The organism is Burkholderia sp. CCA53, from assembly GCF_001685525.1.
In the GTDB taxonomy this organism is placed as follows: Bacteria; Pseudomonadota; Gammaproteobacteria; order Burkholderiales; family Burkholderiaceae; genus Burkholderia; species Burkholderia multivorans.
This window is the reverse complement of sequence record NZ_BDDJ01000003.1, coordinates 379794-401681: the sequence shown is the minus strand read 5'-3', so window position 1 is coordinate 401681 and position 21888 is coordinate 379794. Positions and strand designations below refer to the sequence as shown.

At 67.1% G+C, this 21888-nt stretch carries 21 protein-coding genes; 16 read left to right on the top strand and 5 right to left on the bottom strand.

The window, feature by feature from the left end; all coding sequences use genetic code 11:
• Positions 1–240: 240 nt before the first annotated feature.
• The 5 genes from pqqA to pqqE all read left to right on the top strand — a co-directional run bounded on the left by pqqA (position 241) and on the right by pqqE (position 3438).
• On the top strand, positions 241–315 hold the full coding sequence (gene pqqA, locus BCR55_RS31940) for a pyrroloquinoline quinone precursor peptide PqqA (protein ID WP_006410019.1): 75 nt from the start codon (positions 241–243) through the stop codon (positions 313–315).
• A 61-nt stretch (positions 316–376) separates the two neighbouring features.
• The gene (gene pqqB, locus BCR55_RS28480) at positions 377–1300 is read left to right on the top strand and encodes a pyrroloquinoline quinone biosynthesis protein PqqB (protein ID WP_065497076.1); all 924 of its coding nucleotides are present in this window, start codon (positions 377–379) and stop codon (positions 1298–1300) included.
• 2 nt (positions 1301–1302) lie between these two features.
• Complete coding sequence (gene pqqC / locus BCR55_RS28475; RefSeq protein WP_065497075.1) at positions 1303–2022, top strand: pyrroloquinoline-quinone synthase PqqC; 720 nt, start codon at positions 1303–1305, stop codon at positions 2020–2022.
• Complete coding sequence (gene pqqD / locus BCR55_RS28470; RefSeq protein ID WP_006413117.1) at positions 2019–2297, top strand: pyrroloquinoline quinone biosynthesis peptide chaperone PqqD; 279 nt, start codon at positions 2019–2021, stop codon at positions 2295–2297. Before pqqC ends, pqqD begins: the two co-directional genes overlap by 4 nt.
• 1 nt (position 2298) lies before the next feature.
• The gene (gene pqqE, locus BCR55_RS28465) at positions 2299–3438 is read left to right on the top strand and encodes a pyrroloquinoline quinone biosynthesis protein PqqE (protein WP_065497074.1); all 1140 of its coding nucleotides are present in this window, start codon (positions 2299–2301) and stop codon (positions 3436–3438) included.
• On the opposite strand, the gene BCR55_RS28460 is transcribed toward pqqE, so the two are convergent.
• The gene (locus tag BCR55_RS28460) at positions 3435–4514 is read right to left on the bottom strand and encodes a DNA topoisomerase IB (RefSeq protein ID WP_043279294.1); all 1080 of its coding nucleotides are present in this window, start codon (positions 4512–4514) and stop codon (positions 3435–3437) included. The genes pqqE and BCR55_RS28460 overlap by 4 nt on opposite strands.
• A 355-nt stretch (positions 4515–4869) precedes the next feature.
• Here BCR55_RS28460 and BCR55_RS28455 point away from each other — a divergent pair, with 355 nt between their 5' ends.
• The 4 genes from BCR55_RS28455 to yjfF all read left to right on the top strand — a co-directional run bounded on the left by BCR55_RS28455 (position 4870) and on the right by yjfF (position 9530).
• The gene (locus tag BCR55_RS28455; protein ID WP_006399085.1) at positions 4870–5832 is read left to right on the top strand and encodes an ABC transporter substrate-binding protein; all 963 of its coding nucleotides are present in this window, start codon (positions 4870–4872) and stop codon (positions 5830–5832) included.
• Positions 5833–5902: 70 nt separating this feature from the next.
• On the top strand, positions 5903–7414 hold the full coding sequence (locus BCR55_RS28450) for a sugar ABC transporter ATP-binding protein (RefSeq protein ID WP_065497072.1): 1512 nt from the start codon (positions 5903–5905) through the stop codon (positions 7412–7414).
• Entirely contained in the window at positions 7411–8451 is a 1041-nt protein-coding gene (locus BCR55_RS28445) for an ABC transporter permease (RefSeq protein WP_065497070.1), read from the top strand. The genes BCR55_RS28450 and BCR55_RS28445 overlap by 4 nt, the downstream gene beginning before the upstream one ends.
• Positions 8448–9530, top strand: coding sequence for a galactofuranose ABC transporter, permease protein YjfF (yjfF, locus tag BCR55_RS28440; protein ID WP_006399082.1), 1083 nt, complete (start codon positions 8448–8450; stop codon positions 9528–9530). Before BCR55_RS28445 ends, yjfF begins: the two co-directional genes overlap by 4 nt.
• Before the next feature lie 390 nt (positions 9531–9920).
• On the opposite strand, the gene BCR55_RS28435 is transcribed toward yjfF, so the two are convergent.
• The gene (locus BCR55_RS28435; protein ID WP_006409286.1) at positions 9921–10736 is read right to left on the bottom strand and encodes an IclR family transcriptional regulator; all 816 of its coding nucleotides are present in this window, start codon (positions 10734–10736) and stop codon (positions 9921–9923) included.
• A gap of 113 nt (positions 10737–10849) precedes the next feature.
• Here BCR55_RS28435 and BCR55_RS28430 point away from each other — a divergent pair, with 113 nt between their 5' ends.
• The 3 genes from BCR55_RS28430 (at position 10850) to BCR55_RS28420 (ending at position 15163) form a co-directional block, all read left to right on the top strand.
• The gene (locus tag BCR55_RS28430) at positions 10850–13198 is read left to right on the top strand and encodes a cytochrome P450/oxidoreductase (RefSeq protein ID WP_065497068.1); all 2349 of its coding nucleotides are present in this window, start codon (positions 10850–10852) and stop codon (positions 13196–13198) included.
• A gap of 59 nt (positions 13199–13257) precedes the next feature.
• Positions 13258–14592, top strand: a complete 1335-nt coding sequence (locus BCR55_RS28425) for an MFS transporter (RefSeq protein ID WP_053299041.1) — start codon at positions 13258–13260, stop codon at positions 14590–14592.
• 289 nt (positions 14593–14881) lie between these two features.
• Complete coding sequence (locus tag BCR55_RS28420) at positions 14882–15163, top strand: DUF4148 domain-containing protein (protein ID WP_006399076.1); 282 nt, start codon at positions 14882–14884, stop codon at positions 15161–15163.
• A gap of 196 nt (positions 15164–15359) precedes the next feature.
• On the opposite strand, the gene BCR55_RS28415 is transcribed toward BCR55_RS28420, so the two are convergent.
• From BCR55_RS28415 to BCR55_RS28405, 3 genes are all read right to left on the bottom strand, one after another.
• A complete protein-coding gene (locus BCR55_RS28415) occupies positions 15360–16631 on the bottom strand; it encodes a sugar transporter (RefSeq protein ID WP_053299040.1) in 1272 nt (423 codons plus the stop codon).
• Positions 16632–16691: 60 nt separating this feature from the next.
• On the bottom strand, positions 16692–17846 hold the full coding sequence (locus tag BCR55_RS28410; protein ID WP_065497066.1) for a PHB depolymerase family esterase: 1155 nt from the start codon (positions 17844–17846) through the stop codon (positions 16692–16694).
• Between the two features lie 260 nt (positions 17847–18106).
• On the bottom strand, positions 18107–19024 hold the full coding sequence (locus BCR55_RS28405) for a fimbrial protein (RefSeq protein WP_065497063.1): 918 nt from the start codon (positions 19022–19024) through the stop codon (positions 18107–18109).
• Between the two features lie 241 nt (positions 19025–19265).
• Between BCR55_RS28405 and BCR55_RS32855 the strand changes: the two genes are divergently transcribed.
• The 4 genes from BCR55_RS32855 (at position 19266) to BCR55_RS28390 (ending at position 21830) form a co-directional block, all read left to right on the top strand.
• On the top strand, positions 19266–19526 hold the full coding sequence (locus tag BCR55_RS32855) for a hypothetical protein (RefSeq protein WP_125902333.1): 261 nt from the start codon (positions 19266–19268) through the stop codon (positions 19524–19526).
• Positions 19527–19554: 28 nt separating this feature from the next.
• A complete protein-coding gene (locus BCR55_RS28400; protein WP_006399072.1) occupies positions 19555–20211 on the top strand; it encodes a response regulator transcription factor in 657 nt (218 codons plus the stop codon).
• Positions 20212–20392: 181 nt separating this feature from the next.
• On the top strand, positions 20393–20977 hold the full coding sequence (locus BCR55_RS28395) for a fimbrial protein (RefSeq protein ID WP_006399071.1): 585 nt from the start codon (positions 20393–20395) through the stop codon (positions 20975–20977).
• Between the two features lie 112 nt (positions 20978–21089).
• Positions 21090–21830, top strand: a complete 741-nt coding sequence (locus BCR55_RS28390) for a molecular chaperone (RefSeq protein WP_006399070.1) — start codon at positions 21090–21092, stop codon at positions 21828–21830.
• The last annotated feature ends 58 nt before the right edge of the window (positions 21831–21888 follow it).

The window sequence follows — 21888 nt, the reverse complement described above, 5'->3', positions numbered from 1 at the left end:
CGGTGTTCAAGGATTCAACAGTCGCGCAGCCGGACGCCTGCCGCCCGCCGCCTGCGCCGACGGCAATTGAAACCGTTTTGTGGGTGATTCGTAAGGTTGTCGCCGCAACGACCGCGCGGCGGCATCCGCACGTCGTCGCACAGGCGATACGCCCGCCCGGCACGCTCCTTGCTGGATAGTGATCGACCGCCGATCGACGCGGTTCATTCGATGCAACTCAACTGAACAAGGAGACATGCCATGCAGTGGACGACCCCCGCCTATACCGATCTGCGCTTCGGTTTCGAAATCACGATGTATATCGCCAACCGCTGATCGGCGTACGCCGCGCCGCCGCCTGCCGCGCAGGCGGCGGCCGGCATCGGAGCACGCATCGATGAAGATCAGGATCCTCGGATCGGGCGCAGGCGGCGGACTGCCGCAATGGAACTGCAATTGCGCGAACTGCCGTCGCGCGCGCGCCGGCACCGACGGCATCGTGCCGCGCACGCAGTCGTCGATCGCCGTCAGCAGCGACGGCGTCGACTGGGTGCTCGTCAACGCATCGCCCGACATCCTCGCGCAGCTGCGCGCCGCGCCCGAACTGCAGCCGGCGCGCGCCGTGCGAGACAGCGGGATCGTCGCGGTCGTGCTGTGCGATGCACAGATCGATCACGTGACGGGGCTGCTCATGCTGCGCGAACGTACGTCGCCGCTGCCGCTGTATGCGAGCGCGCCGGTGCTCGACGATCTCTCGACCGCGCTGCCGCTCGTGCCGCTGCTCGGCCACTACTGCGGCGTCGACGCGCACACCATCGCGCTGCACGAACCGTTCGCGATTCCGGGCGCGGGCGGCATCCGCTTTACCGCGGTGCCGGTCGACAGCAAGGCGCCGCCGTATTCGCCGCGACGTGCGGCCGCCGTGCCGGGCGACAACGTCGCGCTACTGATCGAGGACGTCGCGAGCGGACGGCGCGCGTTCTACGCGCCGGGCCTTGCCGACGTCGACGATCGCGTGCAGGCCGCGATGCAGGCCGCCGATCTCGTCCTCGTCGACGGCACGTTCTGGACCGGCACGGAGATGATCGAGCTCGGCCTGTCGGCGAAGCACGCGGCCGACATGGGCCATCTCGCGCAACGCGGCGACGGCATGCGGCCGGGGATGATCGACCGGCTGCGCGCGTTGCCGGCACAGACGCGCAAGGTGCTCACGCATATCAACAACACGAACCCGATTCTCGATCCCGCTTCGGCCGAGCGCGCGCATCTGCACGGGCACGGGATCGAGGTCGCGCACGACGGGATGCATTTCGAGGTATGACCATGAACGCACCGATTTCCGCGGCGGCGCTGCACGCGAGCCCGTGGAGCGCCGACGAATTCGAGGCGCGTCTGCGCGCGCTCGAATCGCGCTATCACATTCATCATCCGTTCAACCGGCGGCTCAACACGGGCGCCTGCACGCCCGCGCAGATTCGCGGCTGGGTCGCGAACCGCTTCTACTATCAGATCAGCATTCCGCTGAAGGACGCGGCGATCCTCTCGAACTGTCCGGACCGCGACACGCGCCGGCTGTGGGTGCAGCGCATCCTCGACCAGGACGGGCACGGCGACGATGCCGGCGGCATCGAAGCGTGGGTGCGGCTCGGCGAGGCGGTCGGCCTCGACCGCGCGTCGCTGTGGTCGCTCGAGCACGTGCTGCCCGGCGTGCGCTTTGCCGTCGACGCGTACGTGAACTTCGCGCGTCGCGCGACGTGGCAGGAGGCGGTGTGCTCGTCGCTGACCGAGATGTTCGCGCCGCAGATCCATCTCGACCGGCTCGCCGGCTGGCCGTCGCACTATCCGTGGATCGACGCCGACGGTCTGCAGTATTTCCGCAGCCGCGTGCCGCTTGCGCAGCGCGACGTCGAACACGGCCTCGCGGTCACGCTCGCCCATTTCACGACCGCGGCCGCGCAGCGGCGCGCACTCGAGATTCTGACGTTCAAGCTCGACGTGCTGTGGTCGATCCTCGATGCCATTGAAAAGGCGTATTGCGCATGAATTCCGTCGACGTCAGCGGCGTGCCGCTGCGCCCCACGCTGAGGGGCATGTACCGCCTGCAATGGGAGGCGGCCCAGGATGCCTACGTGCTGCTGTATCCCGAGGGCATGGTGAAGCTCAATCCGAGCGCGGGCGAGATACTCGCGCGCTGCGACGGCACGCGCGAACTCGACGAGATCATCGGCGAACTCGAACGGCTGTTCAGCACATCCGATCTCGCGTCGGACGTTTATCGCTTCCTCGATCATGCGCGACTGCGCGGCTGGCTGGACTGACATGACGCGCGATCCGAACCGGCCGTCGCCGTCACCGTCGCCGCCGCTGTGGCTGCTCGCCGAGCTCACCTACCGCTGCCCGCTGCATTGCGCGTTCTGCTACAACCCGGTCGACTTCGCGACGCACGGCGCGGAACTCGACACCGACACGTGGCGCACCGTGATCGCCGACGCGCGCGCGCTCGGCGCCGCGCAGCTCGGTTTTTCCGGCGGCGAGCCGCTGCAGCGCGACGATCTCGAAACGCTGGTCGAGCACGCACGCGCGCTCGGCTTCTACACGAACCTCATTACGTCGGGCATCGGCCTGACCGCCGCGCGCATCGAGCGGCTGAAGGCGGCCGGGCTCGACCATATCCAGCTGTCGCTGCAGGATTCGACGCGCGAGCTGAACGACTTCCTGACCAGTACGCGGACGTTCGAGCTGAAGCGCAGCGTCGCGCGCCTGATCAAGTCGCACGGCTATCCGATGGTGCTGAACTGCGTGCTGCATCGCTACAACCTGCCGCACGTCGACCGCATCATCGAGATGGCGCTCGACCTCGGCGCGGATTTTCTCGAACTCGCCAACACGCAGTACTACGGCTGGGCGATGCTCAATCGCGACCAGTTGATGCCGACCGCCGAGCAGTTGCGCGATGCGGAGGAGACGGTGAACCGCTACCGGAAGCTCGTCGGCGAGCGTTGCAAGATCCTGTTCGTCGTGCCCGACTACTTCGAGCAGCGGCCGAAGGCGTGCATGAACGGGTGGGGCTCGGTGTTCCTCGGCGTCGCACCGGACGGCACCGCGCTGCCGTGTCATGCCGCGCGTGCGCTGCCGGGGCTCGCGCTGCCGAACGTGCGCGAGCGCTCGCTGAAGGAGATCTGGTACGACAGCGACGCGTTCAACGCGTTTCGCGGCGACGGCTGGATGCGCGAGCCGTGCCGCAGCTGCGACGAGCGCCATGTCGATCACGGCGGTTGCCGCTGTCAGGCCTACCTGCTCGCCGGCGATCCGGCCGAGGCCGACCCGGTATGCGCAAAGTCCGCGCATCACGGCCGCGTCGAGCACGCGGTCCGGCTCGCGCGCCGTGCGACGCCGCGCGACGAACAGCCGCTCGTCTTTCGCAGCGTCGCGAACTCGATCGCGCGCTCGCGCGGCTAACCGCGCGCGGTTTTTGCGGCGCGCCGCGCGGCGCCGGCCACGAGCGCCGCGAACGCCGCTTCGTCGGCGCGCAGCCCGCGCGGCGCGCGCCGGATCACGAGCGTATCGAGCCGGCCCGACTCGTACATCTCGAGCACGTCGGGGTGGATGTAGCAGCGCCGGCACACGGCCGGCGTGTTGTGCAGCATGTCGGCGACCGCGCGCACGGTCTCGACGATCTGCTTGCGGGCCTCCGTGACACCGCCGTGCGGCGCGCGGCGCAGCAGCGCGAGCGCCTGCACGCTGCCGGCCCAGGTCCGGTAGTCCTTCGCGGTGAATTCCGCGCCGGCGACCTCGCGCAGATAGTCGTTCACGTCCGCCGAGCCGATCGAATGGCGTTCGCCGTCGTCGTCGACGTACTGGAACAGCTCGTGCCCCGGCAGCTCGGCGCAGCGCCGCACGATTCGCGCGACGCGCGGATCGTCGACCGTCACGTCGTGCTCGACGCCGCTCTTGCCGACGAAGCGCAGCCGCACCTGCCCCGATTCGATCTTCAGATGCCGCTTGCGCAGCGTCGTCAGCCCGTACGACTCGTTCTCGCGCGCGTATTCCGCGTTGCCGATGCGCGCGAGCGTCGTGTCGAGCAGCCGGACGATCGTCGCGACGACCTTCTCGCGCGGCATCCCCGGTCGCGCGAGGTCGCGTGCGACGCGTGCGCGGATGCGCGGCAGCGCGAGCGCGAACGCGGCCATCCGCGCATACTTGTTCGCGTCGCGCGTCGCCCGCCACTGCGGGTGGTAGCGGTACTGCTTGCGCCCGCGCGCGTCGCGGCCGGTCGCCTGCAGATGGCCGCGCGGGTCCGCGCAGATCCAGACGTCGGTGTACGCGGGCGGAATCGCGAGCGCGTTGATCCGCGCGATCTCGTCCGGATCGCGGATCCGTTCGCCGTCCTGCGTGTAATACGCGAAGCCGTTGCGGACGCGACGACGCGTGTAGCCCGGCTGCCGGTCGTCGACGTGGCGCAGCGTGGCGGCCGCGCGCGCGTCGGACATGCGCATGCCGTCGCCGGCCGCGGAGCGGGGCGCGCGCGGCTTCATGCGGCGATGCACGGCAAGCTGCGGGGAAGCGCTGCGACCATCGTTCTTGTCTCCTGTGAGGTTCGTGGCGATCGGATGTGTGCCGCACCGCGCGGCGTGCGCAGGTCGGTGGAGCAAGATGCGTGCGCCGTTCGGGCAACGCCGCGACGCGTGTCGCGACACGCTTAGGTGTTTATACGTATGCCAATTCGGATATTGATTCAATCCAATATTTCATTGGCAGGTTATCGGACTTGTTTCTAGACTGATCCGGGGCCCATCAACCGCCGCCCCGTCCGCACGCGGCCGTCAGAATCAGAACAGCGCAGCACACGGCCGTCGCCGCGATACACAACGACATCATCGGAGACGCAACATGACGATCATCAGGAAGCTCGCGGCCGGCGCGCTCGTGGCCGCGACGGCCATGCTGGCATCCGGCGCATACGCGCAGCAAAAGCCGATCACGCTCGGGTTCTCGCAGGTCGGCGCGGAAAGCGCGTGGCGCACCGCGAATACGGTGTCGGTCAAGAGCGCCGCCAAGGAAGCCGGCATCAACCTGAAGTTTTCCGATGCACAGCAGAAGCAGGAGAACCAGATTCGCGCGATCCGTTCGTTCATTGCGCAGAAGGTCGACGTGATCGCGTTCTCGCCGGTGGTCGAGTCGGGCTGGGAGCCCGTGCTGACCGAAGCGAAGGCCGCGCACATTCCGGTGATCCTGACCGACCGCGCGGTCGACGTGAAGGACCCGTCGCTCTACGTGACGATGATCGGTTCGGACTTCCTCGAGGAAGGGCGGCGCGCGGGCCACTGGCTCGAGGAGCGCTACAAGAACGACGCGGGCCCGATCAACATCGTCGAGCTGCAGGGCACGGTCGGCTCGGCACCGGCGAACGACCGCCGCGCGGGCCTGCTCGAGGTGATCAAGAACAATCCGAAGTTCAAGGTGATCGCCTCGCAGAGCGGCGACTTCACGCTCGCCGGCGGCAAGCAGGTGATGGAGGCGTTCGCGAAGACCTACGGCAAGCAGATCAACGTCGTCTACGCGCACAACGACGACATGGCGCTCGGCGCGATCCAGGCGATGGAAGAGGCCGGGATGAAGCCCGGCAAGGACGTCAGCGTCGTGTCGTTCGATGCGACGAAGGGCGGCTTCCAGGCGATGATCGCCGGCAAGATCAACGTCGACGTCGAGTGCAGCCCGCTGCTCGGGCCGCAGCTGATGACGGCCGTGAAGGACGTCGTGGCCGGCAAGCAGCTGCCGAAGCGGATCGTCACGAACGAGACGGTGTTCCCGATGAATGTCGCGGCGCAAGTGCTGCCGACCCGCAAGTACTGAGCACCGCCGACGGCGCCGGCGGCGGCGCAACGGCCGCCGTCCGCCAACTCCATCGAATCGAGGGCGATCCATGACGAATTCGCCGGTGGTCGAGATGACCGGCATCGACAAGGCGTTTCCGGGTGTCCGTGCGCTGCAGCAGGTGAACTTCCGGCTGTTTCCCGGCGAAATCCATGCGCTGATGGGCCAGAACGGCGCGGGCAAATCGACGCTGATCAACGTGCTGACCGGCGTGCATGCGCACGATGCGGGCGAGATTCGCGTCGGCGGCGCGCCGGTGCGTTTCGCCGCGCCGCGCGAGGCCGAGGCGGCCGGCATCCAGACGCTGTACCAGGAAGTGAACCTGTGCGCGAACCTGTCGGTCGCGGAGAACATCTTCGCGGGCCGGCAGCCGATGCGGCGCGGCGCGATCGACTGGAAGACGATCCATGCGCGTGCGCGCGCTGCGCTCGCGGAACTGGATCTGTCGCTCGACGTCACGCGCTCGCTCGACGCGTATCCGATCGCGGTGCAGCAGATGGTGGCGATTGCGCGTGCGGTGTCGGTCGAGGCGCGCGTGCTGATTCTCGACGAACCGACGTCGAGCCTCGACGACGGCGAGGTCGCGCGGCTGTTCGACGTGCTGCGCCGATTGAAGGCGTCGGGCATCGCGATCCTGTTCGTCACGCATTTTCTCGAACAGACCTATGCGATCTCCGACCGCATCACCGTGATGCGCAACGGCGAGCGCGAAGGCGAGTATCTCGCGCGCGATCTGCCGGTCGATGCGCTCGTCGCGAAGATGACGGGCCGCGAACGATTGTCCGATGCGTTGCAGGCGCGTGCGGCCGAGGCGGCGCGCGGCGGCGCGAGCGCGCCGTTCCTGTCGATGCAGCAGGTCGGCCGGCGCGGCATGATCAGCGCGCTCGACCTCGACGTGCGGCCCGGCGAAATCGTCGGGTTGGCCGGACTGCTCGGCTCGGGGCGCACCGAAACCGCGCAGCTCGCGTTTGCCGCCGAGCGTGCGGATACGGGCGCGATCGAGATCGACGGTGCGCGCGCACGGCTCGCGTCGCCGCACGACGCGGTCCGGCACGGGATCGCGTATTGCCCGGAAGACCGCAAGAAGGAAGGGATCGTCGCCGCGCTGTCGATCCGCGAGAACATCGTGCTCGCGCTGCAGGCACGGCGCGGCTGGTGGCGGCTGATCGGCCGCGCGCGTCAGCGCGAGCTCGCCGACGCGTATATCGAGCGGCTCGGCATCAAGGCGCGCGACGCGGAACAGCCGATCGGGCTGCTGTCGGGCGGCAACCAGCAGAAGGTGCTGCTCGCACGCTGGCTCGCGACCGATCCGAAGCTGCTGATCCTCGACGAGCCGACGCGCGGCATCGACGTCGCCGCGAAGTTCGACATCATGGAGCGCGTGCTCGGCCTGTGCGCGAAGGGGCTCGCGATCCTGTTCATCTCGTCGGAGATCGGCGAGGTCGTGCGCGTGAGCCATCGGATCGCGGTGCTGCGCGATCGGCGCAAGGTGGCGGAAGTGTCGGGCGCCGACGCATCCGAGGAACAGATCTATCGATTGATCGCCGGAGGCCAGTCATGACGCGGCTTCGTACGCTTCTTCGTCATCCGCTCGTGTGGCCGGTCCTCACGCTCGTGCTGCTGTGCGCGCTCGACGTCGCGCATCGGCCGGGCTTCCTGTCGATCGCGCTGCTCGACGGCCATCTGTTCGGCGCGCCGATCGACATCCTGAACCGCGCGGCGCCGCTCGTGATCGTGTCGCTCGGGATGACGCTCGTGATCGCGACGCGCGGGATCGACATCTCGGTCGGCGCGATCGTCGCGATTGCGGGCGCGGCCGCGGCGATCGTGCTCGATGGCGATCCGTCGCGCGTCGGCACCGCGCTCGCGGCCGCACTCGGCGTCGGCGTGCTCGCCGGCGCATGGAACGGCGTGCTCGTCGCGTTCGTCGGCATGCAGCCGATCATCGCGACGCTGATCCTGATGGTCGCCGGCCGCGGCGTTGCACAGCTGCTGACGGGCGGACAGATCATTCCGATCGGCGCGCCCGGCTATCTCGCGCTCGGCGGCGGCTACCTGGCGACCGTCCCGTGCTCGGTGTGGTTCGCGGTCGCGACGATCGTCGCGATTGCGCTGCTCGTCAATCGCACGGCGCTCGGGCTGTTCATCCGCGCGATCGGCGTGAATCCCGTCGCGACGCGGCTGGTCGGGCTGCGCGCCGGTGCGGTCGTGTTCGGCGTGTATCTGTGTTCGGGCGTGATGTCGGCGCTCGCCGGGATTCTCGCGAGCTCGAACGTGCGCAGCGCCGACGGCAACAACGCGGGGCTGCTGCTCGAGCTCGATGCGATCCTCGCCGTGACGCTCGGCGGCACGTCGCTGCTCGGCGGCCGCTTCAGCCTCGCGGGCTCCGTGCTCGGCGCGCTGATCATCCAGACGCTGACCTATACGACCTATTCGATCGGCGTGCCGCCGGAGGCGACGCTCGTCGTCAAGGCCGTCGTCGTGATCGTCGTCACGCTGATCCAGTCGGACGCGGCACGCGCGCTCGCGCTCCGCCATCTGTCGAAACTGATAGCTGTTGCGCGTTCGCGCGCGACGACGGGAGCCACGCCGCGATGAACCGATTCCTTGGGCGGCTCGCCGACCCGCGCACGCTGCCGATCGTCGTGACGATCGTGCTGTTCGCGGCGCTGTTCGGTTTCGGGTCCGTGATGTACACCGGGTTCTTTTCGATGCAGGTGCTGACCGGCCTGCTCGTCGACAACGCGTTCCTGCTGATCGTCGCGATCGGCATGACGTTCGTGATCGTGTCGGGCGGCATCGACCTGTCGGTCGGCTCGGTCGTCGCGCTGACGACGATCTTCTGCGCGGTCGGCGCCGAGCGGCTGCAGTGGCCGGTATGGGTCATCGTGCCGCTCGTGCTCGCCTTCGGCGCGCTATACGGCGCCGCGATGGGCGCGCTGATCCACTACTTCCGGCTGCAGCCGTTCATCGTCACGCTGGCCGGGATGTTTCTCGCGCGCGGCGCGTGTTTCCTGATCACGACGCAGTCGATCACGATCAACGAGCCGACGTTTCATGCGATCGCCGCGATCAGTGTGCCGATCGGCGGCGGGACGCTGAGCGCCGGCGCGCTCGTCGCGCTCGCGACGCTCGCGGCCGCGATCTACGTCGCGCACTTCACGCGCTTCGGACGCAACGTCTACGCGATCGGCGGCAACGAGCGTTCGGCGCTGCTGATGGGGCTGCCGGTCGCGCGCACGAAGGTCGGCGTCTATGCGCTGAGCGGCTTTTGCTCCGCACTCGGCGGCGTCGTCTTCACGCTGTACGTGCTGTCCGGATACGGGCTGCAGGCGCAGGGGATGGAACTCGACGCGATCGCCGCCACCGTGATCGGCGGCACGCTGCTGACGGGCGGCGTCGGGTACGTGATCGGCTCGGTGTTCGGCGTCGGCATCCTCGGCACGATCCAGGTGCTGATTACGTTCGACGGCACGCTCAGCTCGTGGTGGACGCGCATCGTGATCGGCGCGCTGCTGTGCGTGTTCTGCCTGCTGCAGCGGATCATCGAGCGGCATGCGGCGCGCCGGCGCACGGGCGGCACAGGCCTGGGCGCGCACGGCAAGACGGCGGACGCGGTGCCGCCGCCGGCCGCGAAGCCGGGCGAGGATGCGGCGCTCGTATCGTCGTTCAGGTAGCGGGCGGTGACTGACGACGGTTTGTGGCGGACGGCGAGTGGCGGACGGCGAGTCGCGTTGCGCTCGATCGAACACGCGCACGAAAAACGAAAACCGAAGTGCACGGATCGCGTCGCCAACCTTTCGATACGCTCGCCGATGTTCAGATGCTTCGTCAGCGGCGTTTCACACGTTCCCGGTTCCGATCCCTCCGCGCGGCGCCGCCGATGTGCGCGCACCGTGTGCGTCGTTCATCGCTCGTCGTGAGCGGAAAGCGGCGAGTTCAATAAAGGCGGGTGCGACGCTGGCGTCGCGCTGCCGGTCACGTCGCGGATCGTTTCTGCCGATCGTCCGGCGGAACAAAGCGGGTATCCCCACGGATCGACGCAGGCGCCCCGTCGATCGCCGCGCTCACGCCGCATAGCCGAGTTCGGCGCTGATCAGCGCCGCCTCATGGCGCAGCGCCGTCGCGACCGGCCCGTCGATCGCCGCGTCGAAGCCGCCGGTCGCGCCCAACGCCGTGATCGCCGCGCACATATGCCCGTTGGCGTCGAAGACAGGTGCCGACACCGCACTGATGCCTTTCAGGTTCGTGTCGCGCACGGTCGCGACACCGGCCGCGCGAATCTCGCGTTGCAACGCGCCGACCGGATCGCGCCGATCGAGCTGCGCGCGCAACTCGGCCGGCGCCGACGCGAGCTCGTCTTCCGCGAGCTGCCGCACGCGCGGCTCGTCGAGCAGCGCGACGAACAGCCGCCCGGTCGCAGACCACAGCAACGACATGACGGAACCCGCACGAACGTTGACCGTCACCGGCAGGCCGGGCTCCTCGAAACGCATGATCGTCGGCCCGCGGTTGCCCATGATCGCGACGAAGCACGTCACTTCGAGACGCTCGCGCAGCCGCACGAGCGACGGTTCGGCGAGCCGTATCGGGTCGGCCATCCGCATCGCGGCGAGCCCGATCGAGATGCACTGCGGCCCGAGCACGTATTGCTGCGTGCCGCGGTCCTGCGTGACGAACGACTCCTCCATCAGGCTCGCCAGATAGCGGTGCACCTTCGCCGGATTCTCGTCGAGCCGCGCGGCGAGCGCCGTCAGCGTCGCACGGCCGCCGCACGCGGCGAGTTCCTTCAGCACGAGCAGGCCGGTCGATGCGGACTGAACGCGCTGCCGGCGGTCGCGCTCGGCGGGCGCGGTCTTCTTCGTTCTGGCGATTTTTTCCATAGGCCGGATTCTAGCCCGACGACCGGCGGCACCCGGCCGCCAAGGTTTACCCCAGTCGTTCGATTACGCATTGCGTATTAGATTTACGCAAAATCATAGCACGGGAGCGAATCATGTCCGTCACGGAGCGCGACGCGTCGTCGTCGAAATGTCCGTTTCATCCTGCGCCGGCCGCGGCGACCGCGCCGAACGGCTGCCCGGTCAGCGCCGCCGCCGCTGCGTTCGACCCGTTCGACGACGGCTATCAGCAGGATCCGCCCGAGTACGTCCGCTGGGCGCGCGAGCAGGAGCCGGTGTTCTACAGCCCGAAGCTCGGCTATTGGGTCGTCACGCGCTACGACGACATCAAGGCGATCTTTCGCGACAACCTCACGTTCAGTCCGTCGATCGCGCTCGAGAAGATCACGCCGACCGGCCCCGAGGCCAACGCGGTGCTCGCGTCCTACGGTTTTGCGCTGAACCGCACGCTCGTCAACGAGGACGAGCCCGCGCACATGCCGCGCCGCCGTGCGCTGCTCGATCCGTTCACGCCCGACGCGCTGAAGCATCACGAGCCGATGGTGCGCCGGCTCGCGCGCGAATACGTGGATCGCTTCATCGACGACGGCCATGCCGATCTCGTCGACCAGATGCTCTGGGAAGTGCCGCTCACCGTCGCGCTGCATTTTCTCGGCGTGCCCGAGGAAGACATGGACACGCTGCGCGAATACTCGATCGCGCACACGATCAACACGTGGGGCCGCCCGAAGCCGGAAGAGCAGGTCGCGGTCGCGCATGCGGTCGGCAAGTTCTGGCAGTTCGCGGGCAAGGTGCTCGACAAGATGCGCGAGGATCCGTCGGGGCCGGGCTGGATGCAGTACGGCATCCGCAAGCAGAAGGAGCTGCCGGACGTGATCACCGATTCGTATCTGCACTCGATGATGATGGCCGGCATCGTCGCCGCGCACGAGACGACCGCGAACGCGACGGCCAACGCGATGAAGCTGCTGCTGCAGCATCCCGACGCGTGGCGCGACATCTGCGAGGATCCGTCGCTGATCCCGAACGCGGTCGAGGAATGTCTGCGGCACAACGGCTCGGTCGCCGCATGGCGACGGCTCGCGACGAAGGACGTCACGATCGGCGGCGTCGACATTCCGGCGGGCGCGAAGCTGCTGATCGTCACGTCGTCGGCGAATCACGACGAAGCGCGCTTCGCCGACGCGGACCTGTTCGACATCCGCCGCGAAAACGCGAGCGACCAGCTGACGTTCGGCTACGGATCGCATCAGTGCATGGGCAAGAATCTCGCGCGCATGGAGATGCAGATCTTTCTCGACGAGTTCACGCGCCGTCTGCCGCACATGAAGCTAGCCGAACAGCGCTTCACGTATGTGCCGAACACGTCGTTTCGCGGCCCCGAGCACCTGTACGTCGAATGGGACCCCGCGCTCAATCCGGAGCGCCGCGACCGGTCGGTGCTGCGCCCGCGCGCGGCGGTACGCATCGGCGAGCCGTCGTCGCATGCGGTGAGCCGCGCGGTGAAGGTCGAGCGCGTGTCGATCTGCGCCGATCGTGTCGCCCACGTGCGGCTCGTGTCGGCCGACGGCCGCCCGCTGCCGCGCTGGACGGCCGGCTCGCATATCGACGTGATCTGCGGCGATACCGGCATCACGCGCCAATACTCGCTGTGCGGCGATCCGGACGAGCGCGATGCGTACGAGATCGCGGTGCTGCACGAAGCGCAGAGCCGCGGCGGATCGGCATGGGTGCACGCCAATCTGCGCGCCGGCGACGTGCTGAAGATCCGCGGCCCGCGCAATCACTTCCGCTTCGCGACCGACGCGGGCAAGGCGATCTTCGTCGCGGGCGGCATCGGCATTACGCCGATCAGCGCGATGGCGCGCGAGGCGCAGGCGCGCGGCATCGACTACGAAATCCACTATAGCGGCGCGCGGCGCGCATCGATGGCCATGCTCGACACGCTGGCGGCACTGCACGGCGAGCGTCTGCATGTGTACGTGTCGGAAGAAGGCACGCGCAACGACTTTCATGCGCTGTTCGCGCAGCCGGCCGACGACACGCACGTCTACGCGTGCGGCCCGGCGCGGATGCTCGACGCACTCGAAGCGAGCTGCGCGCACTGGCCGCGCGATGCACTGCGCGTCGAGCACTTCGTGTCGACGAAGGCGGTGCTCGATCCGTCGAAGGAGCAGCCGTTCGAAGTCGAACTGAAGGATTCGGGCATCACGCTGACGGTGGCGGCGAACCAGACCGTGCTCGACGCGTTGCAGCACGCGAACATCGACGTGCAAAGCGATTGCCGCGAAGGGCTGTGCGGATCGTGCGAAGTGCGCGTGCTGGCCGGCCGCGTCGATCATCGCGACAACGTGCTCACGCGCGGCGAACGCGACGCGCACGACCGGATGATGACCTGCTGTTCGCGCGCCTGCGGCGGCGAGCGGCTCGTGCTCGAACTTTGAACGCGCGGCGCCGCCGCGGCGCCCCGCATCAACCACAAAAACGACCGGAGACATGCGCGATGAAAAAGCGTGCCAACCTGATGTTTGCCTGCACCGTCGGCACCACGCTCGAGTGGTACGACTTTTTCGCGTTCGCCGCGTGTGCGGTGCTCGTGTTCGACAAGCAGTTCTTCGTCGTCGGCAATCCGCTCGCGGCCACGCTGCTCGCGCTCGCGACGTTCGCGGTCGGCTTCGTCGCGCGGCCGCTCGGCGGCATCGTGTTCGGGATGATCGGCGACCGCATCGGCCGGCGCAAGACGCTCGTCGTCAGCCTGTTGATGATGGGCATCAGCACGTTCTGCGTCGGTCTGCTGCCGACCTACGCGTCGATCGGCATCGCGGCGCCGCTGCTGCTCGTGCTGCTGCGGATCGTGCAGGGCATCGCGGTCGGCGGCGAGGCAACCGGCGCGATCCTGATGATCGCCGAGTCGATGCCCGGCACGCAGCGCGGTTTCTGGACGAGTTTCACGATGTTCGCGGGCCCGCTCGCCAACGTGCTGACCGCGTTCGTGATCGGGATGGTGCAGCGGTTCTACGGCGATACGGCGTTCGTCGACTGGGCGTGGCGGATCCCGTTCTTCATCTCCGCGCTGCTCGTGATCGTCGGCTTCTGGACGCGGCGGCGCGTCGAGGAATCGGCAGCGTTCGCCGCGCTCGCGGCCGCGCATCGGACGGTCGAGCGCGCGTCGCTGCGCGAAGCGTGTGCGGGCAACTGGCGGCAGATGGCGCGTGCGTTCTTCGTGAAGGCCGCGGAAAACACGTTCCTCTATCTGTTTTCGACGTTCGCGCTCGGGCTCGCGACCGGCTATCTGCACTTCAGCCGGCCGCAGGCGCTGTCCGCGCTGATGTGGGCGTCGGCGATCGAGGTCGTCGTGATCCTCATCGCTGCACATGTGTCCGACCGGATCGGACGGCGCCCGGTGCTCGTCGCCGGCCTGATCGGCGCGGCGGTCGCCGGGTGTTCGCTGTTCACGCTGTCGCCGGGCAGCGACTATGCGCATCTGCAGCTTGCGCTGATTGCGTGCCTGACCTGCCACGGCATCATTCTCGGGCCGATGGCCGCGTACATGGCCGAATTGTTCCCGACGCGCGTGCGCTTCACCGCGCTGTCGACGAGCTATCAGCTCGCGTCGGTGCTCGGCGGCTCGATCGCGCCGATCGTCGGCACGCTGCTCGTCAGCTATACGGGCTCGGCGATCTTCGTCGCCGGCTACGCGATCGTGATGGCGCTGCCGGCGTTCGTCGCGGTGATCGCGTCGCGCGAGTCGCGCGGCCAGGAGTTTGCGTTCCAGCCGGCGTCCGACGGCAACGCCGCCGTGCGCGCGGACCAAGCGCCGCGCGCGACACGGGCGTAAACGACGATGCCACCGCCGCAATACGGGCGGCGAACACGCGGCTACGCGCGCGCTTGCAGCCGACTGCGGCGAGCGCGCATGCGCGACGCGACGCCGGACCGGCCGCGCGCGAGCGTCGGAAGCCGCTATCCGGTACGCCGCACGCCGGATTACAGAATCGTCATCCGGCGGTCAGCGTCGCGTGCGCCGCGATCGCGAGAATGGAAGCGTCGGACGGTGAACCGCATCCGGTCCCGTCGACGGCGCATCGTCGATGCGTCCCCATCGAACCGTTCTCGGGAGTGCCATCATGAACCGCAAGCTGATTGCCGCCGTCGCACTGGCAGCCGTCGTCGGAGCGCCGGCCGTCGCGTTCGCCCAGACCTCGTCGTCCGGCCTCACGCGCGCCGAGGTGATTGCCGATCTCGTCCAGGCCGAACGCGACGGCACCGTGCCGACGTCGAACTGGGACTATCCGCCGAGCGCGCAGACGATCGCGCGCAATCGCGAGCTGTATGCGATCGCGCACGGCGAGCAGCGCACCGCGACGGCAGCCGTGTCGACGTCCGGAAGCGCGGCGAGTGTCCAGTGATGCCGCGCGGAACGACGATGCGTGCGGCGAGGTTCGCGATCGCGGTCGCGCTGACGGCCGCGATCGCACCGGCGTTCGCGCGCGGGCAGCCGCAACTGCCCGACGACGAAGGCGGTCGCGCGAGCGTGATCGGTGCGCTTTTTCCGTCAGATGCGGCCGTCACGCGCGGCGTTGCCGGCCGCCCGCGATCCGGCGATCAATCGGCGGCAGGCGTTGCAGGATGCGATGCTGCTCGAGCGGACCCGGACCCGGACGCGGCGGCGGCATCGGCAACCGCGGCCGCGCGCCGCGCATGCAGCCGCAACGCGAGCCAGCAGAGCGCGGCCCCGAGCCCGCCGAGCAGTCCGCCGAACGTGCCGATCCACGGCAGCCCGAAATCGTTCGCGATGTGGTTGCCGAGCAGCGCGCCGCCGCCGATCCCGACGTTGTACAGCGCCGAATAGATCGACATCGCGAGGTCGGTCGCATCGGGCGCGAGCTTCAGCACCCACGCCTGCATCGCGAGACCGAAGCAGATGATCGCGCCACCCCATGCGACCGTGTGCGCTGACAGCGTGACGATCGTGAGCGCGCTTGGGAACAGGATCAGCAGGCACGTCGACGTCGCGACGATCGATCCGAGCAGGAATTGCGCTGGCCTTGCCGGAAACAGGCGGTTGAAGCAGACGGCCGCCGGAATGCCGGCCGCGCCGAACAGCACGAGGATGTACGTGATCCGGTTCTCGCTCGCATGATTCACGTGGCGGACGAACGGCTCGATATACGTGTACGACGTGAAGTGCGCGGACACGACGAGGATCGTGATCGCGTACAGCAGGATCAGCGCCGGATTGCGCAGCAGCGCCGGAACGCTTGCGAGCGAGCCGGTGCGCTGGCTCGGCAGCTCAGGCAGCGTAAAGCGCAGCATCAGCAGCGGGACGACCGCCGTGGCGGCGATGGCGAGGAACGTCATCCGCCAGCCGAGCGTCTCGCCGATCACGCGGCCGAGCGGGATGCCGGCCACCATCGCGATCGCGGTGCCGGTCGCGATCAGCCCGAGCGCGCGGCTTTTCTTGTCGGGCGGTGCGAGCCGGACCGCGAGCGCGATCGAGATCGACCAGAACACCGCGTGCGCGCCGGCGATGCCGAGCCGGCCGATGACGAGCAGCGGGAAATTCCACGCGACGCCGGTCACGACATGGCTCGCAATGAACAGCGCGAATACCGAGACGAGCAGCCGGCGGCGCTCGACCTTGCGCGTCAGCAGCGTGAGGGGCAGCGACGTGAGCGCAACGGTCCACGCGTAGATCGTCAGCATTAATCCGACGTCGGTTGGCGCCATATGAAGGCTGTCGCCGATCGCACCGAGCAGCGCGACCGGTACGAACTCGGTGGTATTGAAAATGAAGGCGGACAGGGCCAAGGCCCATACTCCCCACCACGAATGCGTGGCGGCGGGCGATTCGGAAGGCGTCGTGGGCGTCTGCATAGTCGGAACAGGGCGGTCGTCGTACCGCTCGGCGCGCGTGGCGACGCGGCGTTCGGCGGCTCAACGCGCAAGCTTACCTGCTGTGCGCGCGCGCGGTTCGCTTCGCGTGCGCGACAGGCGGGCCGGCGGCCGGGCGCGGCGGCGCCGCCGAAAGAAATTCCAGAACATCGCGGTCGCATCGGGCCCGGTAGCCGAGTGGAACGGCTCGCGCGGATCGCCGCCGCTCCACGCATGCGCGAGCCGGCGCACGACGCACACCCGGACGATCGCGCGGCCGGCGCGCAGATAGTCGGTGTATTCGGCGTCCCCGTCGACGTACGTGCGCTGCTCGCCGACGCGCGGCGCGCCGTGTTCGTCGACGAGCCGGTTCAGCCGCGCGAACGCGAGGCCGAGCTGCGCCGCATTGCGGTCGGCCACGACCGCATCGAGCGCGCCGTGCACGATCAGCGCCGGCATCCCGGGATATGCGGCAGCGTCCGCGCATGCGTCCGCGACGCCGATCGGGTCGTCGCGCAGACCGCGGCGCATCAGGCCGACCGCGGCCATCGTCGACAACGGCGGCGCGATCGCCGGGCCCGAATGCAGCCCGACGGCCGCGAACAGATCGGGATAGCGGATCGCGAGCCGCGCCGCGAGCCCGGCGCCGGCCGACATGCCGGCCAGATAGATGCGGTCGCGGTCGATCGCACGCTCGCGGGCGACCGCATCGATCAGCGACGCGATCGCCGGTGCCTCCGACTGCGACGCGTCGCCATGCCAGTTCCAGCAGCGTTGCGCATGCGCGGTTTTTGCCTGTTCGGGAAACAGCACCGCAAATCCGGCGCGCTCCGCGACGCGGCAGATGCGCGTGCCGGCCGCGAACGACTCGGCGGTCTGCTTGCATCCGTGCAGCATCACGACGAGCGGCATCGCACCGCGCGTCGGCCCGGCTGCGGCAGCGGCCGAGGCGGGCAGATACAACGCATACGCAAGATGATTGATCAGCTGTCCGGCGGCCGGGCGCGCCGAATGAAACGAGCGTAGCCAGGTGCCGGGTGCGTCGCGTACCGACGTGCGGGCGGCGGGCGCCGCGGCCGCGCGTTTGGCGGTTCGCACAGCGCCCGCGCGCGCGACCGACGTCGCGGGCCGCGCGGGTTTCTTCTTCGGCCGGGCGGCGGTCGCGATGCCGCGCAGGTCGAAAGGCCATAACCGAACGCCGGATTTTTTCCTGGGCATCACGCGTTCCGTGCCGGCAGCGCGCTCGACAGCTGCGAACGCCGGCGGAGGTCGATGGAGGCAGCGCAGGTGTCGTGCTGCCGCGAACGTCAGCGTGCCGTGTGCGATCGTCTGTCGGTACGGCCGGACGAACGATCGGTGTCATCGAATGACGCGACGGCAGCAACACCGATACCGAGCGATCGCTCGGTCGGCGGAGCCGGACATTCTAGTCGAATCGGATGAAACGGGATCGGCAGAAAAACAGGCGTCCGGCCCGATTAAAGATAATTGAGCAGCACGACCATCGTCGCGTTGACGGGGCCCGGTTGCATGCTCGGTTCGGTCTGCACGTAAGACGCCGTCATCGGAATCGAATAGTTTCCGCCGACGGTTCGGTCGTAAGCGCTCAGCAATTGAGGAGACTGGAACGTGACCGGCGTCCCCGCTTCGTCGGTCAGTTGCACGCCGATGCCCGCGGTCGTGGAACCGGGTGCCAGTTGCAGCGTGCCGGGTATGGCGGAAACGACGCCTTGTGTCGGGTAAAAGCCGAATTCCACGCGATTGAAACCGGCTGGGCAATCGTTCACGCGGATCTGAAACGGCGTCTTGCCGATCGATGAACCGACGCCCTTGAATTGCGACGTATAGACGGTCGGCATCAGGACCGTCTCCTCCGGAATCTTGCATGCGCCGGCGATGGCCCGGACGCTGCCGTTCAGATAGATCGACGTCTTCGTGCCTGCCCACGATCCGTCGTCGTAAGTCAGGAGGTAATAGGTGTTGAACGACCCGCTCGCGAATTTCCCGCTCGATATGGGCGCACTGTTCCGGAGCAACTGAACCTCGCCGGTGCCGGAGAAACGCCCGCTGAATCGCTCTTTGACCACCTTCCCGTCGAGGACGACCTGCACCGAGACGCCCGGCACATTCGTTTCGAGCGAATCGCTCGTCGTCGGGGAACCCCAGATGCTGCCTTTGTTGTACCGAAGCACCTGCGTGATGGTGCAAACGGGCTTTCCGCATACATCGTTCGGTGTGAGCGTGTAGCGGGCGAACACGGTGCCGACGCCGATACCGGTGGGTGCGGTCATTTCGGCATTGCCGAACGCATAGATGCTCGCACTGAGCGCAAGCGAAGAATGGATGAGCGCCGCTACGACGAGCGCAGGGCGAATGATACGGAGCATGATGTTCATGGGCTGCCTGGCAAGTAGGATGACGAACGTCCTGGAAATCCGGATCCGGGAACTGCCTGGACAATGCCGTGGCGTTCGTATGAGTCGACTCCCTTTTCAAGCCGGGGGATCGGGCGGGTGGATGAATGCCGATCGCATGCACGTGAGAATCGGTGCCGCGATCGCCGTGCCGGCGATCTTAGCAATGCGTCTCCACGAGGGAAATGGGACGATTGCTCGAAATATTGAGATTAATTAGGACGTGTCCGATTTCGTGGCGATCCTCCGTATATCGGCGCTGGTAATCGGTGCGGCCGGTACTGGTCATTCGACTGCTTTCCCGAAAATACGGCTTGGTGCGGTCCTGCGCGGCGTTAGTACAAGTCTTATCGATTATTCAAAAATCGAGCATCTGTCCCATATCCATCCTGTAAACGGATTGATAGTATTCGCTCGGTCGATCCGCATTCAAAACAACTTCATGTGGATCGGCGGCTGCGATGTAGCGGACATGTCGAGATGATGGTCCGCATCGCTGTACGGGGACCATCATGGATAAATTCAGCGTTCGAACCGTGATTGCAAACGACCGGCCGTTGATGCTCGCCGGAATGGAATACGTTGCGATCCACTCAGGCGCAATCGAACTTGCCGCACTGTGCAGAAGTACCGATGAGCTGATCGAAACGCTGCAGAACGTGCGATGCGATGTCGTGCTGCTCGATTATTCGATTCGCGGCAGCGGAAAGCTTGAAGGACTGGCATTGCTCGGTTATCTGAAGCGCACGTTTCCGGATATGGCGATCGTGACGTTGCTAAGACATGAAAGCCCCGTTCTTGCGCATGCGATTCTGCAAAGCGGCGTGTCGAGCATCGTCAGCAAGTTCGACGAAGTCAATCATATCGTCACCGCGATCCACATGGGTTATGGCGGCGGTCAGTATCTGTCGCCGAAAGTGCGGTCCGCGCTGGAACATGCGTCGACCGAAAACGGCGACCGCATCGCAAAACTGTCGCCGCGCGAAATCGAAATTATCCGGCTTTACTTGTCCGGACTATCGGTCGGCGAAATTGCGGTGCAGTTGAAGAAGGGTAAGCAGACGATCAGTGCGCAGAAAACGTCCGCAATGAAAAAGCTCGGTGCAAAGACCGATGTCGCGCTGATCGAATGTGCAATGAATCTCGGGCTTGGCGATTTATCGCCATGATCGGTGGGAAATTATGAAGAAACCGATTGAATCGGGAGTGGCGCGCTGTCGTGACGGGCGCATGGGAGGTGATGGATGGCGTGAGTTATTGACTGATTGAATAACGAAGTCTTTCGATTTACTTCGCTTGGTCGACGAATACCGTCGATTTTTTATTGACCGATAGAAACTGGAAATCTCTATGACCAAATATTCACTCCTGACGGCGGCAGCCGGTCTGGCATTCGTCGCGATGAACGCGGCACACGCGTCGGAAGGCACGATCACCTTCCAGGGCTCGGTGGTCGCGTCCACCTGCAAGATCAACGGCGGCACGAACGATCTGACCGTGCAGCTGCCGCGCGCAGCGACGAACCAGCTGGCGACCGTCGGTGCAACGGCCGGCCGTACGCCGTTCACGCTCGCGCTGTCGGGCTGCACCACCGACAAGAAGGGCGAAGACGGCACGACCGTGATTCCGGCGCCGGTGAAGAAGGTGTCGGTCGCGTTCGAACCGGGGCCGACCGTCAATGGCAACGGCCGTCTGAAGCTGACGGGTGACGATGCCGCGAAGGGCGTCGAGATCGCGATCCTGAACGATAAGTACCAGCCGATCAAGATCGGCGCCGACACCGGCATGCAGGGCGTGCAGGTCGCCGACATCGACACCGCGCTCGACGGCACCGGCACTGCGACGCTGCAATTCGCGGCGCAGTACGTCGCGACCGGTCCGGTCACCGGCGGCTCGGCCAATTCGAACGTCACGTACTCGCTCACGTATCCCTGATCGGCGACGCGTCGATTGACGTTGCCGGCCGCCTCGCGCGGCCGGTCGGCGTCGGCTCTTTCGAATGCGTGACAAGCAGTTGATTCGCAGTACCAATGACAGGAGAGGAAAGATGAACGCACGTTCCTACCGCCACCTGCTCGCGTGGATGACGTTCGCGCTGAGCTTTTCGTTTGCACACGCGAGCGTGACGTTGTCCGGCACGCGCGTGGTGTTCGACGCGAACGAGAAGGAAGTCACGATCCAGATGACCAACGACGGCAAGCGTCCGGCGCTGGTTCAGACGTGGATCGACAGGGGCGACGAACGTGCTGCTCCGGAGAGCATCGACGTCCCCTTCGTGATTACCCCGTCGATTTTCCGCATCGAAGGCGGCAAGGGCCAGACGCTGCGGATCCTCCACACCGGAGAGCCGTTGCCGGCCGACAAGGAGTCGCTGTTCTGGCTGAACGTGCTCGACGTGCCGCCGAAAGCGGCGGTCGATGAGGACGCGAACCGGCTGCAGCTCGCGTTCCGCACACGCGTGAAGCTGATGTACCGGCCGGCCGGGCTGTCCGGCAATGCGCTCGACGCGCCGTCGCAACTGAAATGGCGGATCGCGGCCGACGCCGAGCGTCGTCCGGTGCTCGAAGCGACCAACCCGACCCCTTACGTCGTCAACCTGTCCGGCATCGCGCTCGTCGCGAACGGCAAGACGCTCGAGGCGGGAGTCGGCTTCGTGCGGCCCGGCGAGACCGCATCGTTCCCGATCGACGGCGCACTGTCCGCCGACGTTACGGCCGGCAAGGTCGTGTTCAGCAGCATGGACGACTGGGGCGCGAGTCATGCCCATCAGTCCGATGTCGCGCAATGACCGCACGGCGTGACCCGTTCGCAACCGGTTAGGCCCGCACGGGTCTGCCCGGCCGATA

What these genes read in the sequence shown, in the direction of transcription:
- pqqB (WP_065497076.1), top strand. Translation starts at nt 377, where the DNA reads ATGAAGATCAGGATCCTCGGATCGGGCGCAGGCGGCGGACTGCCGCAA.
- pqqC (WP_065497075.1), top strand. Translation starts at nt 1,303, where the DNA reads ATGAACGCACCGATTTCCGCGGCGGCGCTGCACGCGAGCCCGTGGAGC.
- pqqD (WP_006413117.1), top strand. Translation starts at nt 2,019, where the DNA reads ATGAATTCCGTCGACGTCAGCGGCGTGCCGCTGCGCCCCACGCTGAGG.
- pqqE (WP_065497074.1), top strand. Translation starts at nt 2,299, where the DNA reads ATGACGCGCGATCCGAACCGGCCGTCGCCGTCACCGTCGCCGCCGCTG.
- BCR55_RS28460 (WP_043279294.1), bottom strand. Translation starts at nt 4,514, where the DNA reads ATGAAGCCGCGCGCGCCCCGCTCCGCGGCCGGCGACGGCATGCGCATG.
- BCR55_RS28455 (WP_006399085.1), top strand. Translation starts at nt 4,870, where the DNA reads ATGACGATCATCAGGAAGCTCGCGGCCGGCGCGCTCGTGGCCGCGACG.
- BCR55_RS28450 (WP_065497072.1), top strand. Translation starts at nt 5,903, where the DNA reads ATGACGAATTCGCCGGTGGTCGAGATGACCGGCATCGACAAGGCGTTT.
- BCR55_RS28445 (WP_065497070.1), top strand. Translation starts at nt 7,411, where the DNA reads ATGACGCGGCTTCGTACGCTTCTTCGTCATCCGCTCGTGTGGCCGGTC.
- yjfF (WP_006399082.1), top strand. Translation starts at nt 8,448, where the DNA reads ATGAACCGATTCCTTGGGCGGCTCGCCGACCCGCGCACGCTGCCGATC.
- BCR55_RS28435 (WP_006409286.1), bottom strand. Translation starts at nt 10,736, where the DNA reads ATGGAAAAAATCGCCAGAACGAAGAAGACCGCGCCCGCCGAGCGCGAC.
- BCR55_RS28430 (WP_065497068.1), top strand. Translation starts at nt 10,850, where the DNA reads ATGTCCGTCACGGAGCGCGACGCGTCGTCGTCGAAATGTCCGTTTCAT.
- BCR55_RS28425 (WP_053299041.1), top strand. Translation starts at nt 13,258, where the DNA reads ATGAAAAAGCGTGCCAACCTGATGTTTGCCTGCACCGTCGGCACCACG.
- BCR55_RS28420 (WP_006399076.1), top strand. Translation starts at nt 14,882, where the DNA reads ATGAACCGCAAGCTGATTGCCGCCGTCGCACTGGCAGCCGTCGTCGGA.
- BCR55_RS28415 (WP_053299040.1), bottom strand. Translation starts at nt 16,631, where the DNA reads ATGCAGACGCCCACGACGCCTTCCGAATCGCCCGCCGCCACGCATTCG.
- BCR55_RS28410 (WP_065497066.1), bottom strand. Translation starts at nt 17,846, where the DNA reads ATGCCCAGGAAAAAATCCGGCGTTCGGTTATGGCCTTTCGACCTGCGC.
- BCR55_RS28405 (WP_065497063.1), bottom strand. Translation starts at nt 19,024, where the DNA reads ATGAACATCATGCTCCGTATCATTCGCCCTGCGCTCGTCGTAGCGGCG.
- BCR55_RS28400 (WP_006399072.1), top strand. Translation starts at nt 19,555, where the DNA reads ATGGATAAATTCAGCGTTCGAACCGTGATTGCAAACGACCGGCCGTTG.
- BCR55_RS28395 (WP_006399071.1), top strand. Translation starts at nt 20,393, where the DNA reads ATGACCAAATATTCACTCCTGACGGCGGCAGCCGGTCTGGCATTCGTC.
- BCR55_RS28390 (WP_006399070.1), top strand. Translation starts at nt 21,090, where the DNA reads ATGAACGCACGTTCCTACCGCCACCTGCTCGCGTGGATGACGTTCGCG.